The 15553-nt window shown below is 42.5% G+C and carries 13 protein-coding genes; 5 read left to right on the top strand and 8 right to left on the bottom strand.

Features of this window, described 5'->3' with window-relative positions; translation table 11 throughout:
• Nucleotides 1–73 precede the first annotated feature (73 nt).
• From HG267_RS30240 to HG267_RS30225, 4 genes are all read left to right on the top strand, one after another.
• Nucleotides 74–310 (top strand): hypothetical protein, encoded by a 237-nt coding sequence (locus HG267_RS30240; RefSeq protein WP_155539522.1) that lies wholly within the window; start codon nucleotides 74–76, stop codon nucleotides 308–310.
• Nucleotides 307–2976, top strand: a complete 2670-nt coding sequence (locus HG267_RS30235) for a DEAD/DEAH box helicase (RefSeq protein WP_045873100.1) — start codon at nucleotides 307–309, stop codon at nucleotides 2974–2976. Before HG267_RS30240 ends, HG267_RS30235 begins: the two co-directional genes overlap by 4 nt.
• Nucleotides 2977–3361: 385 nt before the next feature.
• A complete protein-coding gene (locus tag HG267_RS30230; protein WP_045873099.1) occupies nucleotides 3362–3979 on the top strand; it encodes a TMEM165/GDT1 family protein in 618 nt (205 codons plus the stop codon).
• 128 nt (nucleotides 3980–4107) lie between these two features.
• Nucleotides 4108–4281 carry a hypothetical protein gene (locus HG267_RS30225; protein WP_045873098.1) on the top strand — a complete coding sequence of 58 codons (174 nt, stop codon included), beginning with the start codon at nucleotides 4108–4110 and terminating at the stop codon, nucleotides 4279–4281.
• Here the strand turns inward: HG267_RS30225 and HG267_RS30220 are convergent.
• The 4 genes from HG267_RS30220 to HG267_RS30205 all read right to left on the bottom strand — a co-directional run bounded on the left by HG267_RS30220 (nucleotide 4278) and on the right by HG267_RS30205 (nucleotide 10248).
• Nucleotides 4278–5666, bottom strand: a complete 1389-nt coding sequence (locus HG267_RS30220) for a response regulator (RefSeq protein WP_045873097.1) — start codon at nucleotides 5664–5666, stop codon at nucleotides 4278–4280. The genes HG267_RS30225 and HG267_RS30220 overlap by 4 nt on opposite strands.
• Nucleotides 5663–7876 carry an ATP-binding protein gene (locus HG267_RS30215; RefSeq protein WP_045873096.1) on the bottom strand — a complete coding sequence of 738 codons (2214 nt, stop codon included), beginning with the start codon at nucleotides 7874–7876 and terminating at the stop codon, nucleotides 5663–5665. Before HG267_RS30215 ends, HG267_RS30220 begins: the two co-directional genes overlap by 4 nt.
• Before the next feature lie 14 nt (nucleotides 7877–7890).
• Nucleotides 7891–8853 carry a phosphate/phosphite/phosphonate ABC transporter substrate-binding protein gene (phnD, locus tag HG267_RS30210; RefSeq protein ID WP_045873095.1) on the bottom strand — a complete coding sequence of 321 codons (963 nt, stop codon included), beginning with the start codon at nucleotides 8851–8853 and terminating at the stop codon, nucleotides 7891–7893.
• 516 nt (nucleotides 8854–9369) lie between these two features.
• Nucleotides 9370–10248, bottom strand: a complete 879-nt coding sequence (locus tag HG267_RS30205) for a tetratricopeptide repeat protein (protein ID WP_045873094.1) — start codon at nucleotides 10246–10248, stop codon at nucleotides 9370–9372.
• A gap of 374 nt (nucleotides 10249–10622) precedes the next feature.
• Between HG267_RS30205 and HG267_RS30200 the strand changes: the two genes are divergently transcribed.
• Nucleotides 10623–11648, top strand: a complete 1026-nt coding sequence (locus HG267_RS30200) for a hypothetical protein (RefSeq protein WP_045873093.1) — start codon at nucleotides 10623–10625, stop codon at nucleotides 11646–11648.
• Here the strand turns inward: HG267_RS30200 and HG267_RS30195 are convergent.
• The 4 genes from HG267_RS30195 to HG267_RS30180 all read right to left on the bottom strand — a co-directional run bounded on the left by HG267_RS30195 (nucleotide 11620) and on the right by HG267_RS30180 (nucleotide 15539).
• Nucleotides 11620–11808, bottom strand: coding sequence for a hypothetical protein (locus HG267_RS30195; protein ID WP_071989463.1), 189 nt, complete (start codon nucleotides 11806–11808; stop codon nucleotides 11620–11622). The genes HG267_RS30200 and HG267_RS30195 overlap by 29 nt on opposite strands.
• Nucleotides 11805–12974 (bottom strand): homocysteine biosynthesis protein, encoded by a 1170-nt coding sequence (locus tag HG267_RS30190; protein ID WP_045873092.1) that lies wholly within the window; start codon nucleotides 12972–12974, stop codon nucleotides 11805–11807. Before HG267_RS30190 ends, HG267_RS30195 begins: the two co-directional genes overlap by 4 nt.
• 431 nt (nucleotides 12975–13405) lie before the next feature.
• On the bottom strand, nucleotides 13406–14107 hold the full coding sequence (locus HG267_RS30185; protein ID WP_210403124.1) for a histidine phosphatase family protein: 702 nt from the start codon (nucleotides 14105–14107) through the stop codon (nucleotides 13406–13408).
• A 283-nt stretch (nucleotides 14108–14390) separates the two neighbouring features.
• Nucleotides 14391–15539: an AI-2E family transporter gene (locus tag HG267_RS30180; RefSeq protein ID WP_045873241.1), complete on the bottom strand. Its 1149-nt coding sequence runs from the start codon at nucleotides 15537–15539 to the stop codon at nucleotides 14391–14393.
• Nucleotides 15540–15553: the final 14 nt, after the last annotated feature.

Raw genomic sequence — 15553 nt, 5'->3', positions numbered from 1 at the left:
CTGGGGACTGGGGACTGGGATGAGGAAGATGAGGGAGATGAGGGAGATGAGGGAGATGAGGAAGATGAGGAGGATGAGGGAGACAGAACAAATAACAAATCCCTATTACCCATTACCCATTACCCATTACCCATTACCCATTACCCATTACCCATTACCCATTACCCAATGCCCAATGCCCAATGCCCAATGCCCAATGCCCAATGCCCCATGCCCCATGCCCAATGCCCAATCCCCCATACCCCATTCCAAAGTTGACAAAATAGCCGTTAATATAGTAGACAGTCTGGTTGCAAATTTGATTGAGTGAACTATCCCGCACCGTCCCAAGAAGTTGACCTAGAGTCAATATTTCCTTTTCATCTAGATCAATTCCAAAAAGATGCGATCGCGTCCCTCAATGCTGGTCGTTCTGTAGTCGTTTGTGCGCCTACAGGATCGGGCAAAACGTTGGTGGGTGAATATGCTATTTATCGTGCTCTGGCGCGAGGTAAGCGCGTATTTTACACTACTCCTTTAAAGGCGCTGTCGAATCAAAAGTTACGTGATTTCCGCGAAAAATTTGGGTCTGAACAGGTCGGTCTGTTAACTGGAGATGCCTCCATTAACAGGGATGCGCCGATTGTGGTGATGACTACAGAAATTTTCCGTAATATGCTCTATGGCACACCCATAGGGCAAGTTGGCGTATCTTTAGTAGATGTGGAAGCGGTGGTATTAGATGAGTGCCACTACATGAACGATCGCCAACGCGGAACTGTTTGGGAAGAATCGATTATTTATTGTCCCCGGGAAGTGCAATTGGTGGCGCTGTCGGCAACGGTTGCCAATAGCGATCAGCTCACCGATTGGCTAAATCGCGTTCACGGGCCCACTGACCTGATTTACTCCGATTTTCGCCCCGTACCTTTAGAATTTCATTTTTGCAATCCCAAAGGATTGTTCCCCCTACTCAACGACAGTAAAAACAAAATTAACCCCCGCCTAGCTAATAGGGGAAAAAGGCGACCAGCAGACAAAGGCAAAGGTGGTAGGCCAGAAGCTCCCAGCATAATTTATACATTGAATCAGCTACAGCAACGGGATATGCTACCCGCCATTTACTTTATCTTCAGTCGGCGGGGATGTGATAAAGCTGTGGCAGAGGTGGGTGATTTATGGCTGGTAAATAATGATGAATCCCAAATCTTACGCCGCCAAATTGATGACTTTTTAAGCCGCAACCCGGAAGCGGGACGTTCGGGACAAATTGCGCCTCTCTATCGCGGCATTGCGGCTCACCATGCTGGAATTTTACCTGCCTGGAAAGTGCTAGTAGAAGAACTATTCCAGCAAGGGCTAATTAAGGTTGTATTTGCCACCGAAACACTAGCAGCGGGAATTAATATGCCCGCCCGTACCACTGTAATTTCCACCCTTTCCAAGCGTACCGACACCGGACATCGCCTATTAAACGCTTCCGAATTCTTGCAAATGGCAGGACGCGCTGGTCGGCGTGGTATGGATTTACAAGGTCATGTAGTTACAGTCCAAACCCCCTTTGAAGGTTCCAAAGAAGCGGCATATTTAGCAACCTCCAAACCAGATCCTCTAGTTAGCCAGTTTACCCCCAGCTATGGGATGGTACTGAACCTACTGCAAACCCATACATTGGACGAAACCAGAGAACTCATCGAACGCAGTTTTGGCCAGTACATGGCGACTCTGCATTTACAACCAAATTACGATGAGATTGCCGAACTGCAAGCCCAATTAAACCAACTGCAGGAGCAAATTGCCGCAGTAGATGAAAATGAACTGGCTGTGTATGAGAAATTGCGCCAACGGCTGAAAGTAGAACGGCAATTATTAAAAACTCTACAACAGCAAGCACAGGAAGACAGACAAGAACAATTAGCCATGATGTTGGGCTTTGCTGTCTCCGGGACAATGTTGAGTATCAAGGGCAAAAACATCACAGTTCCCACACCAATTACAGCCGTGTTAATTGGTAAAACTTCTGGTGAGCAAACTCCTTACTTAGTTTGCTTAGGACGAGATAATCGATGGTATGTAGGCACAACCGAAGATATCGTGGATTTGTATGCCGAACTACCACGAATTGATATTCCACCGGAGATTTTGCCACCACCGGAACTAGTGTTTAAACCAGGACAGATATGGCGTGGTGACGCACAAACAGCAGCCATAGCCCAAAGAATTCCGCAACCAGAGGAATCTTTATATATGGCTCCAGAAGTTGCAGAACAACTCAGCCGTGTAACTGCTGTACAGGAGCAATTAGAAGCCCATCCTGTGTATCAATCGGGTAATGCTGGCGCTATTTTCAAACGTCGGGCACGTTATGTAGAACTAGAAGCCGAACTGCAACTATTGCAAGAGCAAGTAGAGCAACAATCCCAACATCACTGGGAAGAGTTTCTCAATTTAATTGAAATTTTGCAGCATTTTGGCTGTTTAGATAACTTAGTACCCACAGCATTAGGGCAAGTTGCTGCGGCTATCCGGGGAGAAAATGAATTGTGGCTAGGTTTGGTATTAGCTAGTGGTGAATTCAATAATTTAGATCCGCACCATTTAGCCGCCGCAGCTGCAGCGTTAGTGACAGAAACTCCTCGCCCCGATAGCAAAGTGCGGTTTGATCTCAGCAATCAAGTTGTAGATGCTTTAGCAAAACTGCGGGGAATTCGCCGCCAGATGTTCCAAATCCAACGGCGTTATAATGTGGCGTTACCTATATGGTTAGAGTTTGAGTTAATTGCCCTAGTAGAACAATGGGCGCTGGGAATTGAGTGGACAGAACTATGTGAAAATACGACCTTAGATGAAGGTGATGTGGTCAGAATATTACGCCGGACTTTGGATTTATTATCTCAAATTCCCCATGTGCCGAATTTACCCGATTCACTGCAACGCAATGCTTACCGCGCTATGCAGTTAATTGATAGATTCCCTGTGAATGAGGTTGTGGAATAGGGCATTGGGCATTGGGCATTGGGCATTGGGCATTGAATTGGTAATGGAAATTTCTTCCTCATCTCCCTCATCTCCCTCATCTCCCTCATATTCCCCAGTCCCCAGTCCCCATTAAAAATTGATTTCAAGCGATCGCACATTATCTTGACTCTTTCCGAAGACAAATATACAATTCAGATTGATATAGAAGGGGAGTAGCTGCTGGCATGAAAAGCCAGCCCATCTGAGTCAACATACTGGCGATGAGCCTGGTTCAGATGACAAGTATCAAGTATTTGGTAGCGAGACCTTCACCGAGTTCACACCCAAAAGGGTGGAGCTTGGTGAGGTCTTTTGGTTCTCATCAAGCTCCATCGCAGTAAACGATTTTCAGGAGCTTGAAAGAGTGCTAACAGCTTTTACCGCAGGTTTGTTACTAATTACAATTTCCGAGTTAGGGGATAAAACATTTTTTATCGCCGTGATTTTGTCAATGCGTCACCCACGACGCTTAGTCTTCTTGGGGGTGACAGCCGCTTTAGCTGCAATGACAATTCTTTCGGTGGTTTTGGGACAAACAATATCTTTGTTGCCCAAAATTTATATTCATTATGCCGAAATCGCGTTGTTTATCGCCTTTGGTCTAAAGCTGCTATATCAAGGTAGTAAAATGTCAAAGGCTTGTGATACGGAAGTTGTAGAAGAAGCAGAAGCTGCGGTAAAGCAAGCAGATTTACAACTACCCAAACGCAAAACCCCACTGGCAATTTTAATCGAAGCCTTTACCTTAACATTTATGGCAGAGTGGGGCGATCGCACACAAATCGCTACCATTGCCCTAGCAGCAGGTAATAATCCCATTGGGGTGACTGTAGGTGCAGTATTAGGACATGCCATTTGTGCTGCGATCGCAGTCATTGGTGGCAAAATAATTGCGGGACGCATCTCAGAACGTCAAATAACTTTAATTGGCGGCTGCTTATTTTTAATCTTTGGTGTTGTAGCAGCCATTGAAGGAGCGTGAGGGGATTGGGGATTGGGGGCTGGGGACTGGGGATTGGGGATTGGGGATTGGGGACTGGGGATTGGGGATGAGGGAGATGAGGGAGATGAGGGAGACAAAACAATTCACAATTCAAAAGAATAGACTGTTTGCCATCCCCTCTCACAAACACCAATTACCAATTACCAATTACCCATTACCAATTACCAATTACCCATTACCCATTACCCATTACCCATTACCAAACACCAATTACCAATTACCAATTACCCATTACCAATTACCCATTACCAATTACCCATTACCAATTACCAAACACCTAACTTCTCACCAAAGGAATTTCAATGGAAAATTCTGTACCTTTTCCTAGTTCAGATACAAATGAAATTGCTCCTTGATGTTGTTCTTCAATAATTTGCCGACTAATAGACAAACCTAATCCGGTTCCTTTACCAACAGGTTTGGTGGTAAACATTGGTTCAGATAAACCTTGTTGAACTGCTTGTGTCATACCAATGCCATTGTCAGCAATTTGAATAATTACTACTGAACGTTGTTCTATTACGCTAGTACGAATTGTAATTTTTCCTGTGTACTCTACCAATGAAGAATTGCTTTTGGCAAATGACTCTTCTATGGCATCAATAGCATTAGCAAGGATATTCATAAATACTTGGTTTAAGGGGCCAGGAAAACATTCTACTAGCGGTAGGGTATTATATTCTTTAATTATTTGAATGGCTGGACGTTCTGGATTAGCTTTGAGGCGATATTGCAAAATTAATAATGTACTGTCGATACCTTCATGAATATTTGTGGGTTCAGCGCTTGCATCATCGCGGCGAGAAAAATGTCTCAGGGCGCGAATCATTTGCGCCATGCGCTTTGTGCCTTTATGCATCGATAAAATAATTTCTGGAAAGTCGCATATCAAATAATTCAAGTCGATTTCATCGATTTTATCGGCTATTTCATCGACTGGTTCGGGATAATATTTTTGATAGAGATTTAATAATTCAATAAAACTTTGAGTATATTCGGAAGCGTGACCAAGATTTCCTAAAATAAAGTTGACAGGATTATTAATTTCATGAGCAATTCCGGCGACTAATTCACCTAAAGCAGACATTTTTTCTCGTTGTACCAGGTTTACCTGAGTTTGCTGGAGATGAGATAAAGCATGAGAAAGTTGAGATGTTCTTTCTTCTACCCGTTGTTCTAAATCTTGAGTCAGGCTTTGTAATTTCGCTTCTGCTAACAGACGTTCTGCTACTTCTTGTTGCAGTTGCTGATTTTGAGTTTGCAGTTGCTTGGTGAGATGACGAATTTTTAAATGAGTTTGCACACGTGCTAATACTTCTTGTTGATCACATGGTTTGGTAATATAGTCTACCGCTCCCAAATTTAAGCCTTTAACTTTATTGACAGTTTCTGAAAGAGCCGTCATAAAGATAATGGGAATATCAGCCGTTATGGGATTTGATTTTAAGCGATCGCAGGTGGTAAATCCATCAATTCCCGGCATCATCACATCTAAGAGAATAATATCAGGGTGAGCATATTCAGCTTGGGCGATCGCACCTTCACCATTCACAGCCACTAAGATTTCCCAGCCTGTATCCATCAAGGCTTCTGATAAAACTTCTAAATTATTGGGGTTATCATCAACAATCAAAATTACCCCTATTTCCACAATTGCTAAACTCATTTTTGTTCTCCTCGATATAGCTGAATAAACTCTTTGATTTTGTCGATTTGAAAGCTTTTTGCCAGTTGCAGTAACTCTTGAGCAAAGGGTATAAATTTTTCATCTAATTGTTTAAGCTTTTCTGCTTGCTCACGAATACCCTTAATATTTCCTCTCATCGCTAATTCAAAAAGTTGCTCAACTTCTGCAGATGGAATTGTAATTAATTTATTGACTGAAATTGGAGGATTCACAGGTATCACTTCTACAGCTTCTTTTGACTGTAGCGACTCATAAATCCACTCAACTTGTAAGTACTGCTGTAACTTCAAAAATAAATCTTCCATCTGCACAGGTTTAGGCAGAAAATCATCTGCACCAACTCCTATACTTTTATGTTCGTCAGACTCAAATACGCTAGCAGATGAAACAATAATTGTTAAATTTTCAAACTCAGGTAACATCCGGAGACGACGTGTCAATTCAAAGCCATCCATTACAGGCATAGTTAAGTCTGTAATTATTAAATCTGGTAAAAATTGACAAGCCTTTTCTAAGGCTTGCTCACCATTAGTTGCTTCTGCAATTTCAAATCCAATTTCTTGAAGCAAATTGACAATTACAGAACGATTTTCCCATTTATCATCGACAATTAATAATTTCCGCTTACCATTAGCAATGCCAACAATTTTATCGTCGGCTATCATTCTGGCTGATTGCATCCAGTCTAATGATTCCTGTAAATCCAAATCCATCCAAAAGCTACTACCTTGATTTAATTCACTTTTTACCTGAATTTTACTGCCCATTAATTTGACAATTTTTTGGCTAATAGCCAAACCTAAACCAGTACCTTCAGATTGTTTGTGAGTATCTCCAGCTTGCTCAAAAGGTAAAAATATTTTCTCTATTTGTGCTTGGCTTATACCAATTCCTGTGTCACTAACTTGGCAGCGAATTTTTGTAGTTAATGTTGATTTTTCTAATACAGTAACAGTAAACTGTACACCTCCTGTTTCAGTGAATTTAATAGCATTACTCAATAAATTAATTAATACTTGTCGTAACCTTTTTTCATCTGCAGATATAGCTGTTGGCAAATCGTGAGATGGTTGATAAATAAATGAGATACCTTTTTGTTCTGCACGAATGCGGCAAATTTCTACAACACTTTGAAGAAATGCTGGAAAATGGAAATCATGACAATAAAGTTCCATTTTCTGAGCTTCGATTTTAGATAAATCTAAAATATCATTAATTAATGTTAAAAGATGTGAGCCACATTGGTGAATAATCCTTAAGCCATCGCGCTGTTTAGTTGTGATGCTGATATCTCGTTGGAGAATTTGAGCATAACCTAAAATACCGTTCAACGGAGTTCGCAATTCGTGGCTCATATTAGCTAAAAACTCACTTTTAGCACGATTTGCTCTATCGGCAAGTTCTTTCTTTAATTCCAGAGAGCGATAAGATGCAGCTAAAGTTGCAGACATTTGGTTAAATGCATCTGCTAATTCTTCAATTTCATCTTGCGTCTTGATATTTAGGCGATACTCTAGATTGCCATTGCCAAGAATTACTGCTCCCTGTTGTAGCTGTTGAATTGAGCGAGTTACTGGTAAGAGAATCAGTAATAACTGCCCGATAAAAATTAGCAGAATAGACAAGATAATGATTTGTCTTGCAAGTTGAGTATTCTGTTTGAAATGCTCAAATTCTTGCTTGTCTAGCGCATAGTGTTGTTGGAGTTTCTGAGTTAAGACATTTAAATATAGTTCAATATCACGAGAAAAAGCATTAATCACGCGAAAATCTTGCTGTGATTGAGCTAACTCTAAAGGTTTATCGATTTGTGATTGATTCGTGAGTTCTGTGACTACCTCAGCTAAAAGATGATGGCGATCGCGAATTTTATTTAACTCTGAAGCCACACCTGGATTTAAATTTTCTAGTTCAGATAAATTAGTGATAAATGCCGATAATGCATCTTGGTATTTCAGCAGATTTACCGCATCACGCCTCAGCAAAATCATATCTTTAAGCGCTGCTACCTGATTATTTAAGGCAACATTAATTCGCAAAATAGTAGTTAAAGCCTGAGCATTTTTGGTTTGGGTGTCTTGGGCTGTAGTTTCAGATTTCCTAATGAAGATGTCACCACCAACTAGAGTAGAAACAACCAGTCCTCCGACAATTAAAGACGAGCCAATACACTTGGTCGTGATTCGCATAATTTTTTGTCGTTCTATTGAGTGGGAACCCGCTTTTGAAAGTCTCTAATAATGTCATAATCGGAATCTTGCACCAGAGTATAGCCAATTCCCACAGCACCGCTAGGGTCGATTAAACCCGCCGGTGCATCAATCAATACCTTTTTCAAAGTATCTTTGAGTTCAATAGAGACTTTACTAGCTGCAACAATAGGTATGCTTGGGAGCGGCACAGATTCCCAAATAATCGTGTATTTTTTAGGGTCGATTTTCCCTTCTTTAATTTGTTGTGTAAATGATCGCTTGTCATCTGCGATCGCATCTACTTCACCTTTGATTAAAGCTTGCTTAGATTTATCATGGCTACCCAAGAAAACAACTGAGCGAAAATCTCTTTGAGGATTAATACCCAATTCTTGTAATTTAGCCATTGGGACAACATATCCAGAAGCAGATATCCTACTTACAAAAGCAAAGCGTTTACCTGGTAAATCTTGTAAAGTTTTAATACCGCTAGTTTTGCTAGCGATAATTACAGATGTATACCAAGGTCGCTTGGTATCTTGATTAATTGGAGAAACAAGGGGTTCAATTTGAGAATCTCGAAGGCGGGCCGCAATGTAGCTACTTGGCCCCAGGTACGCTAAATCTACTTTCCCTTGAATTAATAATTCAACTGCTGTTTCGTAGTTCTTAGTAATTTCAAATTGAAAAGGCCGCTTCAGGGTTTTGCCTAAATAGTCAGCCAAAGGTTGCAGTTTCTGTTCTTGCTCAGAGGAAACTTGCCAAGGAATCACCGCCATTGTGATTGCGGCTTGTTCGTTTTCAGTTCGCTGGCTGTGAGGTGATGGAACCGTCAGGGGTTGAATTGCAGACGAACTTTCACGATTTGCAGTACAGGCTGTACCGAATAGTGCGATCGCTAATACTGAAAGCCAGACAGTAGCCCTTATTTTAGGTAAATTATCGACAACTTTACAAAAAAGTTGCTGATACATAAATTTTTTCCTTTTGTAGCCTGTTCTGTGAACAACGGTGTACTCGTTTATTAATCCCAAAACCGTACATCTACTCACATCAAGGCTGGAAAATTTTTTATTTCATATAATCTAAGTATTATTACTTGAAAGGGGAAAGGGGAAAGGGGAATGGGTAATGGGGAATGGGTAATGGGTAATGGGGAATGGGTAATGGGGAATGGGTAATGGGGACTGGGGACTGGGGAACTCGGGGCCCTCTCTGGGGATAAGGGGGAATGGGGACTAGGGACTGGGGAACTCGGGGCCCCCTCTGGGGATAAGGGGTAATGGGGAATGGGGAATAGGAAAGGGAAAAGTACGACAGGAGAAAAATTTGGCTTTTGAAGGCCAGTTGCTACCCTGTGGGAACGCTTTCATCGGTACAATTCGGGGAACCGTAAGGGCGCACTGGCTCCTTTTGACTTTTGACTTTTGACTTTTGACTTTTGACTTTTGACTTTTGACTTTTGACTTTTGACCCTTAACCCTTAATCCTTACGGTTTACTTGCTGGTGAGGCTGTAGACGATGCAGTTGGCGCTGGAACTGGAGCAACTTCTGCTGCTTTATTAATTTCGTCTTTGTATTGAGCAGGTGCTAAAGCCGAAGCTGTATTGAATAAAGGTTTAGCTTCAGCAACTTTGCCTTGTTGCTTCAGTAACATTGCCTTAGCCAAAACCGGACGAAAATCCTTGGTATCTTTTTGGATTGCTTGATCGTATGCGGAAATAGCTTGGGGATAGCGTTTTTGAGACGCATGAACAGTGCCTAAAAGCACCTGTACTGCAACTGTATCTACACTTCCGGGCTGAATTTTATTAGCTTGGGGTGCGGCGGATAAAGTATCTTGCAATAAACCAATAGCAGCTTCAGGGCGTTGTTGACTGAGTAACAGAGACACCATTCCTTGCAAAGCTTTCAAATCGCCTGGTTTTGTACTTAAAACACTACGATAGGCTTGAGCTGCGCCTTCCTTATCGCCAATTTGCTGCTTGGCTTGAGCCAAAAGAACAGCGTATTCGGTTTGTTCTGGATTCAGCTTGGCTAACTTTTCTAAAGGTTCAATTACACCTTGAATATCTCCTTCTTTGAGAGTTAAAAGTTGTAACCTTGCTTGGAGCAAGCCTTTAAGAGCAGTTTGATTTTCTGGTTCCCGTTGTAAAACCAGCTGATAACCCCGAACTTCATCTTGGAGTTTTGATTTTTGGTCAGTTGAAGCCACATTGTTCCCAGCGCTGGCATTGTTCTGGGCTGGAGTTTGCTTATCATTTTGTTGATTAAATGCAGCAAACAGTGGAACCATTGAAATACCCACAAAAGCAAGAACTGCCAGAGCCAGCACGACCTTAACTAACCAGCTGCGCGTTTGAGACACAAGACTTCCTTCTTTTGAACATTAATGACATTATCATTTACAGAAAACGCAAAGTTAAAAATTTCCAAAACTTTGCGGAATACCGTCTATTGCCTGTGAATTTTATAACAAATAACGATCAACGCTTGCTAAAGTAAGTGATGACTTTAGGAGGAGCCGTCAGCATTGTAGCTATGATATGCTTCCGAAACTAGTGTAAAGACGCTAAATTACACATTTAGTGTACAAATAAATTTGCGTCTTTAGAATTGTATAGGGCGCTCTGGCGTGGCTGGGTTGAAAGTAAATATACTTTCATCTGCCGCACAAACGCTCTTTTCAGCTGCCTTCGTAAAATCCCACAATGGGATGTGTCTCCGCCGCAAGGAGTTTTTATGAATTCCGACCTGATGCCGTCGCCTGAATCTTCCAACTCTTCTGCCTCTAACCAGGGCCCTATTGAAGAGGCAGCCGCTAGTGTTCCTACAGTAGCAGCCCAGTCCTCTGAAGTTGACAACTCGACCGTTGAACCCAGCGAAACTGCTGCTAATAGCAACTTCGCGAATCGCCAGCAACCGATTCCACCACCTAGCGAACCAATGCAGTACCGTGCCATTGGGTTAGTTCGCGGTCGCTATCTTGCCAGTGATGAACAATTTACCCAAGGTTCTCTGCTAACCGCAGATGGGGTAGAACTCAATGCCGTTCTCCTAGGACGGATTATGAGTTTAGTTAAGAATCACTTAGATTTAGAACAAGAACATCTTTGGGTAGTTTATCCGCGCACCAGACAAGAAAATGATGCATTGCACCTTCAAATTGTCGGCGTTTGGGAGCCAGAAAAACTGGCTAAACAACTGACAGATGAAGACGAGCCAGATTCTGAATCATCAGACTTAGATAATGCTGATGATACTGTGTCTAAAACTGCCGAAGAAACTACTAGCACCCCAAAACCCTCATCAGAAATTCCAGATGGTGGTTTTTCCGTTCGCGGTGAAGTCGTCTACCAGTCATTTGATGCTAAAAGCTTAGTGGTCAAAATTAAGCAGGCTCCGCGTAAACCTATCGATAAACCCAAATATTTTAAATTGAAATTGACGGGTGTGCTGACGACTAAAGCAGTAGGAAAGTTCTGGGACTTTCAAGTGAAGCGGGAAGCTGACTTACTGCTCATAGAAAATGCTGAAGCGATCGCCGATTTACCCAAAAAGCGCAGACCATCATTCAGAGGTGGCCCTCGTGGTGGTGGTGGCGGCGGTGGAGCTGGCAGAAGACCATTCACACCCCGACGCGGTAGTAGCGATACTCCACGCCCAGTCAAGAAAATAGGCGGTGGTGACTCTGCTGCTGTCTCAAAACCAGTACCAAAAACCCCTGCGCCTAAGCCAATTAAACGGCCAAAACCGGCTCAGGAATAGGAATGGGGCATGGGGCATGGGGCATTGGGCATGGGGCATGGGGCATTGGGTAATTGGTAATTGGTGATTGGTAATTGGTAATTGCTGTTCTCCCCTTGTCTCCCTCATCCCCCTCATCTTCCCCAATCCCCAGTCCCCAATCCCCAATCCCCAGCCTCAAAACTCCGTCCAACGGTCTTGGGGGATGAAAGAGCGTTCCATCGGCACTGGGGATACTGGTTCGGTGAGGGTGAAGGTGCCAGCTTCAATCCAATTTTTCAACTCTAGGGCAACTTGCCGAGATAAATATAAACTTGCCAATGGTGCTACACGCACGGTTTTGCCTTCAATGGTGACACGTCCAGACTTGAGTTGCGCGTAACTCACCAAACCAAATGTAGGACGAACGCGCCGGGGAATGGAAAAGTCTACGATTGGCGCGACTAAGTCTTTATCTAGCACGGCACAATGTTCCACTACTTTTTCTGATAACACGGGAATTGGAACCCCAACGCCTAACATTAATGAAGGGCCATAGCTTTTGAAGTAGCATCCCCTCACCCAACGCGCATCCATGTGCTTGGCATCACCGATTAAAGCTAAAGTCGCAGATGGCCCTATGGGCGTATTATTAGCCAAGCGTTTTTGTAAGGGGAAGTGTTGAGTACCTTCCCAAGCCACATAGCCAATACCACCACCTAAAAAAATTCTCGTGCCAATGCCAACAACTTCTAAATTCGGGTCGTTAAGTAAAGGCGAAATTGCTCCCGGGTTAGAATAAACTGCATTGCCTAAACGTGGCTGTAACGGCCCCAGATAAGTAAAAAGTGGGCGATCGCCTCCATTAACTCCCACAATAAAATTTTGGTAGAGATTTCGCGGATTAAATAAATAAAACTGATTTATCGTTTCCCGCATGATCGTGGTTTCAAAGGTGGCGCGCGGGTAACAATCGGTCACTTGTCCTTGGGCTCGTAATTGTACAGCTTTACCTGCAATCAAATCTTCAATGACATGACCACCGCCACGTTCTTTAACTTCTTCCCCATCGATCGCATCGGCTGGACAACTAGCTCCAATGTATAAATCTACCGCACCAAATCCAGAGTAAGCTGGTACACCATCTAACCAACAACGGCGAATTTTGATTGGTGGGTCAGTATGTCCCAGATTAATAATTGCACCACTTGATTCCATTGGCTCAAATGTGCCAGTGGTAACTACATCAACTTCTTTGGCAGCTTTTGCTACACCAATTTCTGCAACTCTGGCTTTCAGTTCTTCAACTGTCAACACCACTGCACGTTGGCTAGTAATTTTTTCGTTGATTTCCGCAATTGTTCGCATATTAAATGTAGCAAATTAGCATATTGATTATGGGGCTGGAAGCTGCCACCTAATTGATTAAATCAGTTTGGCTGGAGAAATCTTATAAGCTATTCTGCTTTTAAGTTGCACAATCAATCGTGAGGACTGTTGACGGTTGACGGTTGACCGTTGACAGTTAACCGTCAACAGTTAACAGCCCTGATTAGTAGTTATGCAATTTAGACGCGCATTAGCTTATCAACAGTTGTTGGCTCAGGGACTTCCAAATAAAAAAATATCCCAGTATTTATTGTGGGGTGGACATCTTGTCCGCCCAGATTATGTGGCGGGCAAGATGCCCGCCCCACAAGATGGAATAATTTATTTCTTGTAAATCCCTAAGGGAACAATAGCAAGAAAAACCTTTAACCTTTACCCTTTCACCTTTCACCTTTCCCCAATGCCGATTCCTATAAAGCTTTAATTTGTCCAACTAGCTCGATTTTGTTATTTTTATTAGCTCGCACCACAACAGATTCACCAGATTTAGGGTAACTATCACCGATCAGTGCTGTAATGTTGACTTCGTGGGTCACCATTACAACTACACCAGGACGGTTACGATTATTGACAATAAACTGACGCAGTTGTGCAGTTTGCTGTGGTTGAGTTTTGTAATTATTAAAAAAGGAATTGAGCGATGGATAAGGCTCAACCTGACCCAAATTCATCAATTTGGCTGTTTCTAAACAGCGACACCACTGACTTGATAGTACTCTAGAAACTTGAATATTATTGGTTATAAAAGCCTTGCCAGTTCTTATTGCTTGCTGTCTACCAGCTTCTGATAGGTTACGTTGTGTAGAACAATCATTCAAGCGAAATTCAACAGGATCGCCAATCCCTGGGGCTAAGGCATGACGCATAATCACTACATAACCCCTTCCCTGCTGAAGCACAGACCAAATTTTTGCTTGAGAAGTAGCAGAAATATTAGTTGCAACTGGTAAAGTTGAAGTTTGTTTTTTACTAACTACAGAAGGTTGCGGTTGCTGTGTAGGTGCTGCTGCTTGTGGTGCTTGTGGTTGAGGATTGGATTGCATCCATAAAGGTTTAAGTATTAACCATAGTGCCACAGCACCAAGACCAAAAATAATGTAGCGACGCATCATGATTTAGCAAACCAATTTTAGATTTTAGATTTTGCAAAAAGCTGCGTGTTTTTCTCCCTTGAGTATACTTTTTAGGCTGGACATTCCCCAATACTTGTCGGTTAAGAGGAAAAGGGGCAAGAAAAAACCTTTAACCCTTACCCTTTAACCTTTTCCCAAACAAAATTAAGAGTTTAAAATCCTTAACCGAGCAGTATTGGGACATTCCCAATTAATTATACAAATAGGGCATGAAAAGCGGTCTTTCCCATGACCCATGCCCAATGCCCAATGCCCAGCAATACTAATCTTTTTCTTGCCAAGCATCATCAGTTGTCCGTTCTACATCATTATGTGGGCTATCTGCCTCCCAAGGATCATCTACCCCTGGCGAGTTAGAAACGATAACTAATTCAGCTTCTTTTTGATGGCTATTTCCCCATTCATCTAAAACATCTTTAATCAAAACTTCTTGTAGCCAAATCTTCGCCACAACAGTGAGAGGTAGAGCTAAAAATAGTCCTAAAAAACCGAAGAATGTCACAAAAAATAACTGAGAAATTAATGTCACAGCTGGTAGTAAGGAAACTTGATGAGCCATGACAACTGGTGTAATAAAATTACTTTCAGCTTGCTGGATGAAAAAGTAGAGAATCAAGACAGCAACAGCTTTCCAAGGTGCATCCAAAAGTGCGATCGCCATTGCAGGAACTACACTCATTGTCGGGCCAAGGTTGGGAATCAAGTTTAAAAAGCCTGCTAAAACTGCTAAAGCCAAAGCCGCCTTCACACCTAAAGCCGACAAGCCGATAACGCTCATCAATCCCACTACACCCATTGCAATGAGCGCACCGATTATCCATCCTTCTAAGGAAGTTTCGCACTGATTCAAAATTCCATCTACCCGCCGCCGATAAAATGAGGGGAAAAGACGCACAAATACTCGGCGATAAGCTAGGGGATTAGCTAATAACATCCCCGTTAAAACCAGCACAAGTAAAATTTTGAGGAGCGCTTCTAATGAACCAGAGACAAAAGCGAAAGAGTTTCCTACTAGCTTATTAATAAATGGCTGTGCTTGTTGGATCAGACTGTCTAAATCTGGAATATAAGGTACTAGTTGAGCGGGAACTTGAGTTTTCATCGCATTCACCCAACTATTTAAGCGTTCTAAACCTTGGGGAACTCGATAAGTCAGTTCGTGAAACTGTGCTGTAAAAGGCGGTACAATCAACCAGAAAAAGCCGACTATTAAAGCAAAAAATATACCTACGGCGATAAGTACGGCGAAACCACGTTTGATTCCCCAACGTTGAAACCATCGCGCTAGACGATTTAAGGTAGAAGCTAATACAACTGCGGCAAACATCAGCAATAAAACTTCTTTAATTTGCCACAAGATGTATAAAGAAAGAACTATGGCGATTAAGCCTATCCATTGACCTAGGTTCACAGGCTGACTCCCAG

This window comes from Tolypothrix sp. PCC 7601 (assembly GCF_025677855.1).
GTDB classification, from domain to species: Bacteria; Cyanobacteriota; Cyanobacteriia; order Cyanobacteriales; family Nostocaceae; genus Aulosira; species Aulosira diplosiphon.
This window is presented reverse-complemented; position numbering and strand designations above follow the sequence as displayed.

Excerpts from the sequence above, each read along its gene's own strand:
- HG267_RS30240 (WP_155539522.1), top strand. The coding sequence starts at position 74 with ATGAGGGAGACAGAACAAATAACAAATCCCTATTACCCATTACCCATT.
- HG267_RS30220 (WP_045873097.1), bottom strand. The coding sequence starts at position 5,666 with ATGAGTTTAGCAATTGTGGAAATAGGGGTAATTTTGATTGTTGATGAT.
- HG267_RS30215 (WP_045873096.1), bottom strand. The coding sequence starts at position 7,876 with ATGCGAATCACGACCAAGTGTATTGGCTCGTCTTTAATTGTCGGAGGA.
- phnD (WP_045873095.1), bottom strand. The coding sequence starts at position 8,853 with ATGTATCAGCAACTTTTTTGTAAAGTTGTCGATAATTTACCTAAAATA.
- HG267_RS30200 (WP_045873093.1), top strand. The coding sequence starts at position 10,623 with ATGAATTCCGACCTGATGCCGTCGCCTGAATCTTCCAACTCTTCTGCC.
- HG267_RS30190 (WP_045873092.1), bottom strand. The coding sequence starts at position 12,974 with ATGCGAACAATTGCGGAAATCAACGAAAAAATTACTAGCCAACGTGCA.
- HG267_RS30185 (WP_210403124.1), bottom strand. The coding sequence starts at position 14,107 with ATGATGCGTCGCTACATTATTTTTGGTCTTGGTGCTGTGGCACTATGG.